The organism is Pseudomonas promysalinigenes (assembly GCF_014269025.2).
Classification (GTDB): domain Bacteria; phylum Pseudomonadota; class Gammaproteobacteria; order Pseudomonadales; family Pseudomonadaceae; genus Aquipseudomonas; species Aquipseudomonas promysalinigenes.
Window position 1 is genome coordinate 2017506 of record NZ_CP077094.1, and the last position, 14814, is coordinate 2032319.

14 protein-coding genes and 2 riboswitches are annotated in these 14814 nt (G+C 62.5%); of the genes, 3 read left to right on the plus strand and 11 right to left on the minus strand.

Translation table 11 applies throughout. The annotated features are described in order from the left end of the window. Positions 1-7: 7 nt before the first annotated feature. The 8 genes from HU725_RS09195 to lpxO form a co-directional block, all read right to left on the minus strand. Complete coding sequence (locus HU725_RS09195; protein ID WP_186476966.1) at positions 8-796, minus strand: ABC transporter ATP-binding protein; 789 nt, start codon at positions 794-796, stop codon at positions 8-10. Further along, a complete protein-coding gene (locus tag HU725_RS09200; RefSeq protein WP_186476967.1) occupies positions 793-1809 on the minus strand; it encodes a FecCD family ABC transporter permease in 1017 nt (338 codons plus the stop codon). The genes HU725_RS09195 and HU725_RS09200 overlap by 4 nt, the downstream gene beginning before the upstream one ends. Then, positions 1806-2816, minus strand: a complete 1011-nt coding sequence (locus HU725_RS09205) for an ABC transporter substrate-binding protein (RefSeq protein WP_186476968.1) — start codon at positions 2814-2816, stop codon at positions 1806-1808. The genes HU725_RS09200 and HU725_RS09205 overlap by 4 nt, the downstream gene beginning before the upstream one ends. Before the next feature lie 108 nt (positions 2817-2924). Beyond that, a riboswitch (cobalamin riboswitch) is annotated at positions 2925-3124 on the minus strand. Between the two features lie 28 nt (positions 3125-3152). Further along, positions 3153-4319, minus strand: a complete 1167-nt coding sequence (locus HU725_RS09210; protein WP_186476969.1) for an acetyltransferase domain-containing protein — start codon at positions 4317-4319, stop codon at positions 3153-3155. A gap of 238 nt (positions 4320-4557) precedes the next feature. After that, positions 4558-6675, minus strand: coding sequence for a TonB-dependent receptor (locus tag HU725_RS09215; RefSeq protein WP_186476970.1), 2118 nt, complete (start codon positions 6673-6675; stop codon positions 4558-4560). Positions 6676-6784: 109 nt separating this feature from the next. Next, a riboswitch (cobalamin riboswitch) is annotated at positions 6785-6990 on the minus strand. A 34-nt stretch (positions 6991-7024) separates the two neighbouring features. Beyond that, positions 7025-7594, minus strand: coding sequence for a GNAT family N-acetyltransferase (locus tag HU725_RS09220; RefSeq protein ID WP_060479168.1), 570 nt, complete (start codon positions 7592-7594; stop codon positions 7025-7027). Positions 7595-7672: 78 nt separating this feature from the next. Then, entirely contained in the window at positions 7673-8017 is a 345-nt protein-coding gene (locus HU725_RS09225) for a carboxymuconolactone decarboxylase family protein (RefSeq protein WP_060479167.1), read from the minus strand. A gap of 93 nt (positions 8018-8110) precedes the next feature. Beyond that, positions 8111-9010: a lipid A hydroxylase LpxO gene (gene lpxO, locus HU725_RS09230; RefSeq protein ID WP_060479166.1), complete on the minus strand. Its 900-nt coding sequence runs from the start codon at positions 9008-9010 to the stop codon at positions 8111-8113. Between the two features lie 157 nt (positions 9011-9167). Here lpxO and thpR point away from each other — a divergent pair, with 157 nt between their 5' ends. Next, the gene (gene thpR / locus HU725_RS09235) at positions 9168-9713 is read left to right on the plus strand and encodes an RNA 2',3'-cyclic phosphodiesterase (RefSeq protein WP_186476971.1); all 546 of its coding nucleotides are present in this window, start codon (positions 9168-9170) and stop codon (positions 9711-9713) included. A gap of 7 nt (positions 9714-9720) precedes the next feature. On the opposite strand, the gene HU725_RS09240 is transcribed toward thpR, so the two are convergent. Further along, positions 9721-10626 (minus strand): AraC family transcriptional regulator, encoded by a 906-nt coding sequence (locus tag HU725_RS09240; protein ID WP_186476972.1) that lies wholly within the window; start codon positions 10624-10626, stop codon positions 9721-9723. 179 nt (positions 10627-10805) lie between these two features. On the opposite strand from HU725_RS09240, the gene calA reads away from it, so the two are divergent. Next, entirely contained in the window at positions 10806-11858 is a 1053-nt protein-coding gene (calA, locus tag HU725_RS09245; RefSeq protein ID WP_060479163.1) for a vanillin reductase, read from the plus strand. A gap of 181 nt (positions 11859-12039) precedes the next feature. Next, positions 12040-13239 carry a sugar transporter gene (locus tag HU725_RS09250; protein WP_186476973.1) on the plus strand — a complete coding sequence of 400 codons (1200 nt, stop codon included), beginning with the start codon at positions 12040-12042 and terminating at the stop codon, positions 13237-13239. A gap of 71 nt (positions 13240-13310) precedes the next feature. On the opposite strand, the gene HU725_RS09255 is transcribed toward HU725_RS09250, so the two are convergent. Beyond that, on the minus strand, positions 13311-13895 hold the full coding sequence (locus HU725_RS09255) for a LysE family translocator (protein WP_186476974.1): 585 nt from the start codon (positions 13893-13895) through the stop codon (positions 13311-13313). Between the two features lie 50 nt (positions 13896-13945). Next, positions 13946-14776 (minus strand): AraC family transcriptional regulator, encoded by an 831-nt coding sequence (locus HU725_RS09260; protein WP_186476975.1) that lies wholly within the window; start codon positions 14774-14776, stop codon positions 13946-13948. Positions 14777-14814: the final 38 nt, after the last annotated feature.

Genomic DNA, 14814 nt, shown 5'->3' on the forward strand with positions numbered 1-14814 from the left:
ACGGGTCTCACGGCACCCGAAAGCGCAGGACAGGCGTACCATCGTAGGGGTCGGTCAGGTAATGGGCATGCACCCTGAAGGTGCTCAGCAGCCGCTCAGGGGTGAGCACCTCCAGCGGTTTGCCGAGGGCGACCAGGCGTCCCTGGTCAAGCACAGCGACCCGGTCGCAGGTCAGGGCCTGGTTAAGATCGTGCAAGGCAACCAATGTGGTCACCGGTAACCCCTGCACCTGCTGCAGCAAGCTGAGCTGGTGCTGGATGTCGAGGTGGTTGGTCGGCTCGTCGAGCAACAGCACCTGAGGCCGCTGAGCCAAGGCGCGGGCGATGTGCACGCGCTGGCGCTCGCCGCCGGACAATGACCGCCATACGCGAGTGGTTAGGTGCGCAGCATCCAGATCGGCCAGGGCTTGCTCGACGATTGCGCGGTCTGCGCTGGAAAACGGCGTCAGCGCTGACAGCCACGGTGTACGGCCCAGGGCAACGGCATCGAACACGCTGATCGCGTCGAGGGTGTCGGCTTGTTGCTCGACCAGCGCCAAGGCTTGTGCGACGCGCCGACGTGGCAGGCCTGCCAGCGGCTCGCCCAGCAATTCAACACTACCTGAACTGGGTGTGCGCAGGCCTGCTAACAGTTTGAGCAGTGACGATTTGCCCGAGCCGTTAGGGCCGACGACGGCCAAGGTTTCACCGGGTATCACGCTGAGCGTGATGTCGCACAACACGGCGTGGCCTGCCAATTTCAGGCCCAGGCCGCTGCATGCCATGGGTGCTGGTTGTACGCTGTGCATGACCGTCATGGGCGCCCCCGGCGACTGATCAGGATCAGGGCAAAAACCGGTGCACCCAGCAAGGCAGTGACCACGCCTACCGGAATGACCTGGCCGGCGATCAGGGTGCGCGACAGGATATCGGCGGCAATCAGGAACAATGCCCCACCCAGGGCGCTGGCAGGTAGCAATCGGCCGTGGCCTGGGCCTAGCAGCAGGCGCAAGGCGTGGGGTATCACCAGGCCAACGAAGCCGATGGCGCCGACGATCGAGACCATCACCGCCGTCACCAGCGCCGCGCAGCTGATCAGTAGCAACTGGCTGCGGCGCACCGCGATGCCCAGAGACGCCGCCGAGTCAGAGCCGAACGTAAAAGCGTCCAGCGCGCGGCGGTGCCACAGGCACACCACCAAGCCGAACAGGGCTGCAGGGAAGGCCAGCCATACCGAGGGCCAGCGTACGCCGCTGAGGTTGCCCAGCAGCCAGAACAGAATGCCTCGGGCTTGCTCGGCGGTGGCTGATTGGGTGATGAGCAAGGCGGTGAGGGCATTGAACAACTGTGAGCCAGCGATGCCGGCGAGAATTACCTGTGCGTTGTTGCTGTCGGGCCCAGCGGCGCGGGCCAGCACCAGTACCAGGGTGAACGCGGCAAGGGCCCCAAGGAAGGCACCGCCAGACATACTCAGGGCCGCACTGCCAAGCCCCAGCAGCCCCACCAGCACTGCGCCGGTGGAGGCTCCGGCCGAAAGGCCCAGCAGGTAAGGTTCGGCTAGCGGGTTGCGCAGTAGTGCCTGGAGAATGACCCCGCAAGTGGCCAGGCCTGCACCGCAGGCTGCGGCGACCAGCGAGCGGGTCAGGCGGTAGTTCCAGACGATACCGGCATCGATCGGATCGACCGGATAGCCGGCTTGCCACAGGTGATTGGCCAGCACCTGGCCGACGACGCTTGGCTGCAAGTGGGTCTCACCGATGACCGTGCCGGCCAGCACGGCAGCGAGCAAGGCCAGCAGGGCCAGCGTGCTGTAGAGCAGTGCTTTGATCATTGCGCCGCGTGACCACTGGCGAAGGCTGCAGATAACGTTTGCAGCCCACGGAACAGGCGGATTCCGGCCTGCATCGCTTCGGCGTCGAGCAGGATGATACGGTTATGCTTCACCGCATCCATGTGCTTTGTCACCGGGTCCTTGCGAAGGAATTCGAGCTTTTTCTTATAGTCATCGGCAGGGTAGCGACGGCGGTCCATGCGCGCGATGATCAGCCAGGTAGGGTTGGCCTTGGCCAAGGTTTCCCAGCCTACGGTCGGCCACTCTTCGGTCGAATCGACTACGTTGCGCACCCCCAGCGTGCGCAGCATGAAGTCAGCTACGCCCTGGCGGCCGGCCACATATGGGGCGGCGGCGAGTTCGCTGCTGGAGAACCAGAACAGTGCCGAAGTTTTGCTCAGGTCTTTGTCGCGCAGTTGCAGCCTGGCGCTGGCCAGGCGTGCTTTGAGGTCGGCATTGAGGGCTGCGCCGCGCTCCTGCACGTCGAAGATCTCGGCCAGCTGGCTGACACTTTTGTAGATGCTGTCGACCTGAAACGCCTGCAGACGAGTGCCGTCGGCACCCACCAGGTTGTCCTTGCCCTCGCAGTCCGAAGGCAGCAGGTAGGTTGCAATGCCCAACTCAGCGAACTGCTCGCGGGTAGCCACCGCCCCCTGAGCGCCCACCATCCACTCGAATTGCACGGCCACCAATTGAGGACGCTTGGCCACGACTGCCTCGAAACTCGGCTCGTTGTCGGCCAGGCGCGGTACCCTGGCATTGACTGCCTGGTATTCGGGCAGCACGTTGTTGAACCACAGTGAGGTACCGGCCAGCTTGTCGCCAAGGCCCAGCGCATAGAGCATTTCGCTGCCTGCCTGGCCGATGGTGACCGCACGCTCCGGGGCTTGGGCGAACGTCTGCGGCATACCGCAGTTCTCAAGGGTCAGCGGATAGTGAGTGGTACCGGCCTGGGCCAGGCCGGTGAAGCTCAGGCTTGCAAGCCAGGCTATAAGACGGGGCAGCATGCGGGGCGATCTCCTGACGGACAGTTCTGGTGAGGAACGCACGGACAGGCATCGCCGGCCCCCTGCTGGCGCAGAGGCAACCCGGATAGCCATCCCGGACACCCCGCCGGTTGGTGATATGCGCCGGCAGGTCTCCTGACTGGTGCGTCCTCGCCCGGCTCCAGCCTTCCCGGATCGAATCACCCAGTGGCATCGATGGAGCAGGCTCGGCACCTACAGTTGCGGGGGCAGTTCCGATTGGCACGCCATGGGCGAGCCCGGGATTCCCTATTGATTCCGTGATGGAAACCGGCGGGCGGCATGGTAGACCATCAAGCCGCCGGGCAAAAGGTCAAATCAGAAGTACTTCAGCCAAGCGATATCGCGCCGGCGTGCCTTGAGCCGGGCGAACCCACGCACCGGCACGTACAGCGCCCCAGCCAGCAGCAGCGACATCAGCCACACCGCGCCGATGCTGTCAAAGCCAAAGTGCTCACCGTGGTTATGGCCCCACAGCGCCGTACCGGCCAGGTACAGCAGTTTGAGCACGTACAGGTGCAGCAGATAGAAGAACATCGGCGCTGCACCTAGCACTGCCAAAGCACTGATCCAGCGGGCATGCCCTGCGCGTTCGAAGGCGCGGAGCAACAGCATGCCGCAGCCCAGGGTCAGCGCCAGAAACAGCAGCGAGGGTGGGTATTTGGTGATGTTGAAAAAGCTCATCAGCGTCTGCGTAATGGTCGGGTAGCCGGCCCACGGCGCATCACCGTAGCCGTTATACAGGCGCAATACCATGAACCCGAGCAGGGCGACGGCGCCGGCCACCAACAGCCGGTGCTGACGCTGGCCGGCATCGCTGCCTTGGGCGAACCACGGGCCGAGGGCATACCCCAAAGCGATCACTCCTATCCATGGCAATACCGGATAGGACGTGCGCAAGCGCAGGCCGTCGGTCACGTCTAGCCAGCTTCGGTCGTGCAGCATCGCCCAGGGCACATGCAAGGCCGACTCCACACCGAAGTGCAGGTTGTCGAGCAGGTTGTGGCCAGCAATGATCAGTGCTGCCAAGCCCAACAGGGCAGGGCGCGGCAGCCAGACCAACAGCGACAGGGCGATCATGCTTATCCCTATGGCCCAGATGACCTGCAGGTAAATCACGCCCGGTGGCAGTTCGAAGGTCCAGGCAAAGTTGACCAAGGTGAACTCCAACACCACCAGGAACAGTCCGCGCTTGAACAAAAACCCTGACACCTCGCCACGGCCCTGATACTTCTCACCATACAACCACGCCGACAGCCCCGTGAGCAGAACGAATACCGGCGCGCACAGGTGGGCCAGGGTGCGGCTGGCGAACAACCAGGGTTCGGTGGTTTCGATGGTCATCGGGTCGCTGACCTGGCGGTGTAGGAAAAAGGTCTCGCGAACGTGGTCCAGCAGCATGAACAGAATCACCAGGCCGCGCAGAGCGTCGATGCTTTGCAGGCGCTGGGTCGTTAAGGTGGTTTTGACTGAAGGGCTGATCATGGAAAATTCGCAAGCAAGAATCGGTATCAAAGGAAACGTTATCTTATAACTAATCATGCGCACTGGCTTGTTTTTTTGCGCAGTGGCTATTGATTAACTGTTACAGCGGGCGTGCCTGGCACGGGCTTCGCCCGTGCTCGCGGGTAAACCCGCAGCACAGGCTTGGCGATTGGCATGAACCTCTAAGAGCGGCGTTCAGCCACGAACGGGCCTAGCCCGCGCCATCGATCGCGGCGAATCAGAACGTGTAATCTACCGTAGCGAAATACGACCGCGGCGTGCCCATTACCCATTGCTCGCCACTGAATACCGAGGCCACATATGCCCGGTCGAACAGGTTGTTGATCTGCAACCTAAGACGCACGGCTGGTAGTAGTTGCCAGCCGATGTTGGCATCCACCACGGTGTAACCCGGTGCACTTTGGCTATTGGCCGTGTCGGCATAGCGTTCGTCCACATAGCGCGCACCGATGCCAGCTTCCACATGCTGGCCAAAGCTTTTACTCAGCCACAGGTTGGCCGTGCGCCGCGGCACATTGGCAGGCCGGTTACCCGCACGGCTTTGGGGCACGCCATCGACCAGCTCGTCAAAATCATCGAACTTGGCACGTACCAGCGCTGCATTCGCCGATAGCTGCCAGCGCTGCCCCAGGGCCAATTCCACAGAAGCTTCCAGGCCATCGGACGTCTGCTGCCCGGCTTGCTGGGCCTCGTGGCTGATCGGGTCAGCCACCAGCAGCTTGTTCTTGACGATATGGAAGGCTGCCAGGGTCCATTCGCCCCGACTGTCCCAGAAGCGCTGCTTGAGGCCCAACTCAGTCTGTCTGGCCTCGGTCAGGTGATAGTGCATCTGGGACGGGGCCAGGCTGATCAGGTTGTCCACGCCGTCTTCACTGGTGCTGTACTGGCCATACAGCGACAGATCATCAGTGACTGCGAACACCAGCCCAGCGCGCCAGTTGCCACCCTGCAGGCTGCGGTCACTGCGGCTGGCATCGACAAGGTTGTCGCGCTCGATGTGATTCTGGTCGCGACGCACGCCCGTCACCAGCGACAAGCGCTCGCTCAGCTGCAAGCGGTTCTCGGCGAACAGGGCGAAAGTGTGGGTAGTGGACAGCGTCTGCGCACGGGTTGGCGAATCGCTATGGAACCAGCCAGCGGCTGGCTGCCATGGGTCGATGTAGTCTGCACCCACGTCGTTATAAGGCCGGTTGCTGTCGACGTTGAAGCGCACCTTGTTGTACTCGGCGCCAATCAGCGTCCTGCTTGGCAGCCCGAACAGCTGATGATCGAAGCTGAAGGTCTGGCGATCGCCAATCTGCTCCTGGTTGTGCCTGATTTGCAGGTAGCTCTGGCGCTCCAGTTGCTCTCGCGCTGCGTCCCAGCTGTAGTTCTCGGCATTGCGCCAGTGACGGCGGCTCTTGATGTAATACAGCTGGTTGCTGGCGCTGACGTGATCGGTCAGCGTCCAGTCGGTAGTCAAACGCGTCCACTCGTCGTGGTAGCGCTGCACATCGTTGCGAATGTTGTAGTTCTTCTTGCGCAGGCTGTTGCGGTAGTGGCCATCGATCAACGGCGTGCCGTAGTAATTGGCCGGCTGGGCGTCGCCCCGTTCGTGGGCGAGGGTGAAGCTGAGGTCCTCGCTGGCGTCAAAGCGCGCTGCGGCACTGAGCGCCAGGCTACGGGAATCTGTGCGGTCGACCCAGCCATTGCCCGCTTGCTGGTTGAGTGTCAGGCGGTAGCTCAAGCGCTCACTGAGGCTGCCGCCGCTGTCCAGGCCCAACTGCTGGCGATCCCAGGAGCCATAGCCCAGGCGCAGGTGGTTGCGAACCTCGCCAACCCATGGTTTTTTCGGGATTACGTTGATCACTGCCCCGGTGGCGCCCTCACCATACAGTACCGAGGCCGGGCCGCGAATCACATCGATCTGCTCGACCATCCACGGGTCGACCGGAAACGTCTGAGTGCCGGCCCCGGTGTACAGGCGCGCGCCGTCGAACAGGGTCATCACAGATCCATGGCCTGTGAAGCCGCGTGCTGACAGGCCAGTGCCGCCGTCGCCGGGGTTGCCGATGAAGGTGATGCCGGGCGATCGGGTCACTGCGTCCTGAACGGTGAGGTTATTGCGCTGCTCGATCTGGCTGGCCGTGATGCTGCTGGTACTGGCAGGTGTATCCAGGGCGCTGAGGTTCAGCCGCGAGCCGGCGTCAGTGGGGGTGGCCAGGTCGACGCGTTGTGGGTCACGGCTATCGGTGACAGCTGTGGAGGGGAGGTTCAGCACAGGTTCGTCGGCCAGTACTGGCAAGGTCACGGCCAAACAGGCCGCCAGGGGATGAAGCTTGATGAGTCGGGACATGTCGTTCCACTGCAGCAGGAATGAATGGATCCCGGTGGAAAACACGCAAAGGCGCACCGCGCACGCTGGCGCACACGCGGATACCGGCCTGCGCCCGCCCACCGCGGGTTGCCAAGTGAAGCTTCAGGCCGGTCTCCGGGCTTGCGAGGGGCGTGATACCTTCACCTTCCCATGCAGGCGCACAGTGGTGTATCGAAGGCATCGCTCGCTTACCGTTGCGGGGGCAGCGCCGGACTTGTCGTGAACCACGACGCACCGGCTTCCCGTTTCACCCTGCGCACGGCGGCGCAGGGCACCTGAAACTGGCGCGCATCTGACCATCGAATGGCCGGCGCGTCAAATCCGTGAATCAGCGCCCGCGACGGCGCGATACGCGCGCCTCAATATTTTTGCGTCCGATCAACAGGGCTGGTTTCTCTACCACCGGTTCATCGGCCAGCCATTTGTACATCACCAGGCAATCGACCAGGCCAAGGCGGGCGTGGCGGTAGGCTTTGGGCAGGCGGCCAACGGTTTCGAAGCCTAGCTGCGTCCACAGCGCCACAGCCACTTCGTTGCTCGCGACGACCGAATTGAACTGCAGCGCCAAAAACCCTTCCTGTCGCGCCAGTTTCTGGGAATGTTCGCACATCAGCCTTGCTACGCCCCGCCCGCGGGCAGCCTCGCAGACCATGTAACCGCAGTTGCCCACATGGGCGCCTGGGCCGGCAGCATTGGCCTTGAGGTAGTAGGATCCAAGCAGTTCACCGTCTTCTTCAGCCAGCAGCGTGTGCAGGGGCAGGTGCAGCCATAGCTGGCGTGCCTGCTCGAATGTCAGGTCAGGGTCGTAGGCATAGGTTTCACGGGCCTGGGCGATGGCCTGGAAAGTTGGCCAGAAACGCTCGAAGTCTTCCGGCGTCATGGGGCGGATATGGATCATGGCGGTTCCTGCAGTGGCTAGGCCGCCAAGTCTGGTTGGCGCGGCGCCGACGCGCAAGGGCACCGACGCCGTAAGGCATCAGCCGTCGGCCTTGCCCACCGCATCCAGGGCCCGAGCCGAGTAAACCAGGGCGGCGCCGGCATTCATGGCTACAGCCACACCGAGGGCCTCGGCGATTTCCTCGCGGGTAGCACCGTGCTTGACAGCCTGTTGGGAATGCACCGCGATGCAGCCGTCGCAGCGGGTGGTAACGGCCACGGCCAGTGAAATCAGTTCGCGGGTCTTGGCGTCCAGGTGGTTGGTCTTGGCGCCGGCGCCACTGGCAGTCATGTAGCCGGCGACAGTGTCGGGGGACAGTTGCTTGAGGTCGCCGATGCCGGCCATCAGCTGCTTACGGTAGGCGTCCCAGTCCATCATGCTCATCGTCTTCACCTTGGTAAGGTTGCAGGGGGAGCTTTCAGGCTAGCCGAATTCGCGCCTATCGCCGCTTGCCGGCGATAGGGTGCAGCAAGGGCATCAGATGTAGATGAACACCAGCACGACGGCCGCGACCACCAGCCACTTTTCCAGGTAATAGCGTGTGCGGTTACGCTTTTTCAGGGCTTTGCCACGCTCGCGGATCTTGTAGATGCGCCTGAACAAGCGGTTGATGGCGCCGGTTTTGTCGCCCGCGTCGTTAGGTGCCGCTGCCCCCGCCATGACGTTGCGGCTGAACCAGCGGTTGAACGCCGTTGCCCAGCGGTACTTCAACGGGCGTTCGATGTCGCAGAACAAGATGATGCGATTATGCTCGGTGGTGTTGGCGGCGTAGTGGATATAGGTTTCATCGAAAACCACGCCCTCGCCATCGCGCCAGGAATACTTCTCGCCATCCACGTCGATGTAGCAGCCGTCGTCGTTGGGCGTGTCCAGGCCCAGGTGAAAGCGGTACGAGCCGGCATAAGGGTCGCGGTGGCGCACAAGCTTGGCACCAGGGGGCAGGGTGGCGAACATCGCTGCCTTGACCGTACCGATGCCCTGCAGCAGCTCGGTGGTGCGCGGGCACAGGGTCATGGCCGATGGGTGGCTTTCGCCGTACCACTTGAGGTAGAAACGTTTCCAGCCGGTCTTGAAGAAAGAGTTGAAACCGACATCGTCGTAATTGTCGGACTTCTTGATCTCGCCCACGTGCAGCAGTTGCTGAGCTTCGCTACGAATCTCCTGCCAGTGGTCCTTGAGCGGCTGCAGCTCGGGGAAGGCTTCGACCGGCAGGTAGGGCTTGGCCGGGTGCTTGGAGAACAGGTACAGGAAGGTGTTGACCGGCGCCAGGAAGCTTGAGTGGTCACCCAATTGGCGAGTCAGTTTGTGGCGTACTCGACCGCGCAGGTGAACATAGGCGATCGAGAGAACGAAGATCAATACAAGTGCAATTTTCATGGACGGTTACTTGTCGAAAAATGGCCATGCGCCATGGCATAAGCTCGCCAGCATAAACAATCAGCGGGGTAGTTTGTACATATTGTTACCTTCGCAGAGGTGGACATTGGTGTAAGGCGGCCTGTTGCGCGCAAACGTTTCACGTGATGGAGTTCCCATGGAACAGGATATTCGCCCCAGCGGCACCCCCTTCAAAAGGCTGTTCTTCGCTTTGCCTGTCAGTGATGCCCAACGCCGCGCACTCAGCCAATGGCGGCGCGAGTTGGGCCTGCGCGGCGGCAAGCCGGTGCCCAGCGAAAACTTCCACCTGACCTTGCTGTTTCTGGGGGACGTGGCTGCAGCACAGGTGCCAGCCGTGTGCGCGGCGGTAGATAACCTGGTGCGGCCGGATGCACCTGTGCGCCTGTTGCTCAATGCATTGAATACCTGGCAGCGCGCCAATCTGCTGGTGCTCGAGCCTGAGCAGGCGCCTGCGGCTTTACGCAAGCTGGTCTATGGTTTGCAGCAGGCGTTACTACCGCTGGGGTTCGCTGCCCAGACACGTGATTACCGTCCGCATCTGACCTTGGCTCGGGAGTATCGTGGGCAGGTGCCAGAGGCCGCTCAAGCTCCCGAGTTCCACCTCATTGCCAGGCACTTCACGCTGTTCGAGTCGCGCAAGGGGCGGTATTGGCCGCTGGCGCAGTGGCCGTTGGGGGACTAACCCCCCGTCAGACCGGGAGGCTTTGATAGGGCAATTCATCGCCAGGGCTGCGGGCAAACAGGCGCTTGTATTCACGGCTGAACTGGGAGGTGCTCTGGTACCCCACCCGGTGCGCCGCCTGCGCCACCCCCAGCCCCTCGCCAATCAACATCTGTTGCGCCTTGAGCAGGCGCAAGCGCTTGAGGTACTGCATCGGCGCCATATCGGTGCAGCGTTTGAAGTGCTCATGAAAGGTCGAGACACTCATGTTGGCGCAGGCGGCCAACACCTCGACGCTCAGCGGCTGCGCGTAATGCGCGCGCAAGTGTGTGAGCGCCGCCCCGATGCGGGCGAAGTGCCCTTGTTGCTCGACCAGCGCCCGCAACACTCCCGCCTGGGGGCCGCGCAATGCGGTATACAGCACCTCGCGAATGCGCGCCAGGCCCAGGACTTTGGCGTCGACCGGGTTCTGCAGGCAAAGCAGCAGTCGCTCTACCGAATCACGCATCGAAGCATCGAGCGCCGCCGAAGTCATCGACTGTGGCGTCTGGGCCTGCACCCCAGGGTCAGGTGTCAGGCCCATGCTCTGCACCAGCTCGCCCAGCACGCCGCGGTCGATGTCCACCGCCACGCCCAGCAGCGGTTCCTCGGGGGTGGCGAAGGTCTCGCACATGAACGGTACCGACAGCGCTTGCACCAGGTAATGCCCGGCGCCGTATTCCAGAGTGCGCGGGCCCAGACGCGCCAGCTTGCTGCCCTGGGCCAGGATCATCAGGCTCGGTTCGTAGATCTGCGGGCTGCTGGCGACATAATGGTCCCAGCTCAATACCTGCACCTGGGGCAGGTGGGTGGGTACGAAGCCCGGGCGGGTTGCCAGGCTGCGTATCAGTGAACATAGGGGGGCATTGGCGTCAACGTGACGGGTCAGTTGCATACGAAACCTGGGCAGAGAATCAGACAGTTGCATCATCGCAGATTGGCGAGCCAGCGGTAGATGCTGCGTTCAAGCTTCGGAGAATCAGGCATGGATGCCGGAGAATCAGCGGTGGGCGAAAAAAACCAGCGGCAGCAAAATAGGTGGCCTGAATCGTTTCATTACTTGTGAGGTTCCGCATGTATAACGCCATTGGTTACGCCGCCCAGACCCCGACCAGCCCCTTGGCCCCCATGCGCTTCGAGCGCCGAGCGCCGCGCCCGGACGACGTCGCCATCGACATCCTCTATTGCGGTGTCTGCCATTCCGACATTCACCAGGCGCGCAACGAATGGGGCATCGCCGTTTATCCGCTGATGCCAGGCCACGAAATCATCGGCCGAGTCACGGCTGTGGGCGACAAGGTCACTTCCCATAAGGTTGGCGATCTGGTTGGGGTAGGGTGCATGGTTGACTCTTGCCGCCACTGCGAAGCCTGCGCCAAGGACCTGGAGCAATACTGCCTGGAAGGCCCGACCATGACCTACGCCACCCCGGATCGGGTCGATGGCAGCAACACCATGGGCGGGTATTCCAGCAGCATCGTGGTCAGCGAACACTTCGTGGTACGCATCCCGGCCGGCATGGACCTGCCCAGCGCGGCGCCGATCCTCTGCGCCGGTATCACCACCTATTCTCCGCTCAAGCATCATGGCGTAGGCCCCGGCCACAAGATCGGCATTCTCGGCATGGGTGGCCTGGGGCACATGGGTATCAAACTGGCCAAGGCACTGGGCGCCGAAGTCACTCTGTTCACGCGCTCTGCGGCCAAAGCCGAGGAAGCACGTCGCCAGGGTGCCGACCATGTGATCGTGTCGACCGATGCCGAGCAGATGCGCGCCGCCGCGGGTCGTTTCGACTTCCTGCTCGACACCATTCCGGTGCAGCACGATCTCAATCCGTACCTGGAAACCCTGAAATTCGACGGCGTACACATCCTCGTGGGCCTGATCGAACCGATCGACCCGGCCGTGCACGCGGCCAACCTGGTACTGAAGCGTCGGGTGTTGGCCGGTTCGTTGATCGGTGGTATCGCCGAAACCCAGGAGGTGCTGGACTTCTGTGCTGCCCACGACATTCGCTGCGATATCGAAATGCTCGACATTCGCAATATCAACCAGGCCTACGAGCGCATGATCGCCGGTGACGTGAAGTACCGCTTCGTGATCGACATGGCGACCCTGCAAGGCTGAGCCATGCCCGTACCGGCCCTGGCGCCGGTACGGGCACCTGCATGCCGTGGTTGTGAGACCCCGGTATGACGCGTACCATGCGGGCAATCCCTCCAATAACAAACCCGTGCCTCAGCGCGGCCGATACTTGGCCCCTGACGCGCGTTTTTTCGCTTTGCCTGCACAGATCAGATACCTACCCATGAACGGATCCATTGCCACCCACATGCCGCCCACCACCAGCAAAGGTAGCTGGCTGAGTGTGATCGCCCTGGCCCTGGCGGCTTTCATCTTCAACACCACCGAGTTCGTCCCGGTGGCGCTGCTAAGTGACATCGGCAGCAGCTTCCAGATGAGCACCGCGCAGGTCGGCCTGATGCTGACTATCTACGCTTGGGTGGTGGCTTTGGCTTCGCTGCCGATGATGCTGCTGACCCGTAACATCGAGCGTCGGCGGTTGCTGCTGTTCGTGTTCCTGGTGTTCATCGTCAGCCATCTGCTGTCGTGGTTGTCGCAGAGCTTCGTCATGCTGCTGGTCAGCCGCGTTGGCATCGCCTTGGCCCATGCCGTGTTCTGGTCCATCACCGCGTCGCTGGCCGTTCGTGTGGCTCCACCGGGCCAGCAGGCCAAAGCCTTGGGGTTGCTGGCCACCGGGACCACATTGGCGATGGTGCTGGGCATCCCGCTGGGGCGGGTAGTGGGCGAAGCGCTGGGCTGGCGCATCAGCTTCCTGAGCATTGCCGGCGTGGCGCTGGCGACCATGCTGTGCCTGATGAAGTCGCTGCCATTGCTGCCCAGCCAGAACTCAGGTTCGCTGCGCAGCCTTCCTATTTTGTTCAAGCGCCCGGCACTGGTCATCACCTATGTGCTGGTGACCTTGGTGATCACCGCGCAATTCACCGCTTATAGCTACATCGAGCCATTTGCCCTGCACGTGGCGCAAATCGGTGGCGAGCGCACCACGCTGCTGTTGCTGTTGTTCGGTGGCGCTGGCGTGTGCGGCTCGGTGCTGTTCAGCCGTTACAGCGATCGCTTCCCCCAGGGTTTTCTGTTGAGTTCGATCGGCGTGCTGGCCGCTTGCTTGCTGTTGCTGTTACCCCTGTCTGGCAACTTCTACGTGTTCGCGGCGCTGAGCATGTTCTGGGGCGTGGCGATCCTGAGTTTCAGCCTGTCGTTGCAGTCCAAGACGCTGAAGCTTGCCAGCGATGCCACCGATGTGGCGATGGCGCTGTTTTCCGGCATCTACAACATCGGCATTGGTGGCGGCGCATTGCTGGGGAGCATCGTCAGTAGCCAGATGGGCGTAGCCAATATTGGCCTGGTTGGCGGGAGTGTGGCGGTGATTGCACTGTTACTGGCTGTGGCCAGCACCCAGCGCTTGCGCGAAGCGCTCAGCCACTGACTGCCTGCGCTGGGCTTTGCGCAAGCACGCCAGCTGAGGGGCGCGAAGGGTAGATACCTAGCAGCAACTCGCTAGCTCAATACCGCCGCCCAGGCCGAAATCAGCAGCAGTGCGGCCAAGCTGCGGTTGAACCACAACAACCGCCCGGGCGTCTGCAACCAGCGCGTGCTACCTACACCCAGCAGCGCCCACACCGCCATGCACGGTATGGCAATCAGCAAGAACATCAGGGCCAGCTGCCACACCGGCAGCGAAGGCGCCGCAAACACGCCAATCACTGCAATTGCCATCATCCAGACCTTGGGGTTTACCACCTGTAACGATGCCGCGCTGATGGCGCCCAAAGGCTTGCTATCGATGCGCTGCAGCGGTTGCCCGGCACTGCGCAACATGCGCCAGGCCAGCCAACTCAACCACAACACGCCAGCCCAGCTCATTGCCTGCTGTGCCAAGGGATGGCGCATGAGCACTTCACCTAGCCCAAGGCCCACCAGCCATACGATTGAGGCGGCCGCAGCGCATGCCGCCAGCAGCGGCGCCAGGCTCGCGCGCAGGCCCTGACGGGCGCCATGGGCCAGAATCAGCAGGTTGGTCGGCCCTGGGCTGATGCTCGAAGCCAGGGCGAAGAGAATGAACGCTAACAAGGATTGCGACATGGCGGAGGGCTCCAATTGTTCGGCATCCCATCCTCGCAGCCCCCCTGGCGTCAGTCTGGAAGGTTTGAGCAGCGCCGTCGGTAATCGGCTGGCGTCAACCGGTAGGCACGGCGGAACCAGCGCCCCAGGTGGCTTTGGTCAGCAAAGCCAAGCGCCATTGCCACGTCGGCCGGAAGCTTGCCCGTTGCAAGCAAACGCCGAGCTTTGGAGAGCCGCAGCTGAATCAGATAGGCATGCGGCGCCAAACCGTAGGCGGCCTTGAACGCCCGAGTCAGGCGAAAGCGGTCGACACCGCAGGCTTGGGCCACCTGCTCAAGCGCAATGTCCTGGTCGAAATAGGCGTGCAAAAAATCCCGTGCCCGCTGCGCGATGATCGGCAGCCGCGGGTCGGGGTTCAAGCGCTTGCGCCAGTGCAGGTGGCCGGTGAGTGTGGCCAGCAGGGTATCCATCGCCGTCTGGCGCACAATGCGCAGCTCCAGGCCATGTACCGCCTGAAACGCCATTGCGGTGGCGCAGGCCAGGCGTTGGTCCTGGCATAAGGTGTCGGCGAAGCTTGGCAGGCTATCGGTGGGAGCCTGTTCGAACAGTGCCCGCATTTCGGCCTCGAGCCAGGTTGGCTCAAGGTAAAGGGTTGAATAAGTGAAGCCTTCAGCGGTTGGCGCGTGGCCGTCGTGCAGGTCGCCGGGCTCGAGTAGGAAGACTTGGCCCGCGGTACTCTGGTGGCGCACTCGGCGGCAGTTGAATTGTTGTACACCCTGCTCAGTGACACCGACCAGGAAGCTGTCGTGCCAGTGCGGATCATAGGCATGTCCGACGAAATGCGCGCGAACCGACTCGATGCCAGTATCGGCGTGTTGCTTGAGGTCGATCCAGTTGCTCATGGCACTACGCTGCTGATGGGTAGGGCGCTTCACCTTAC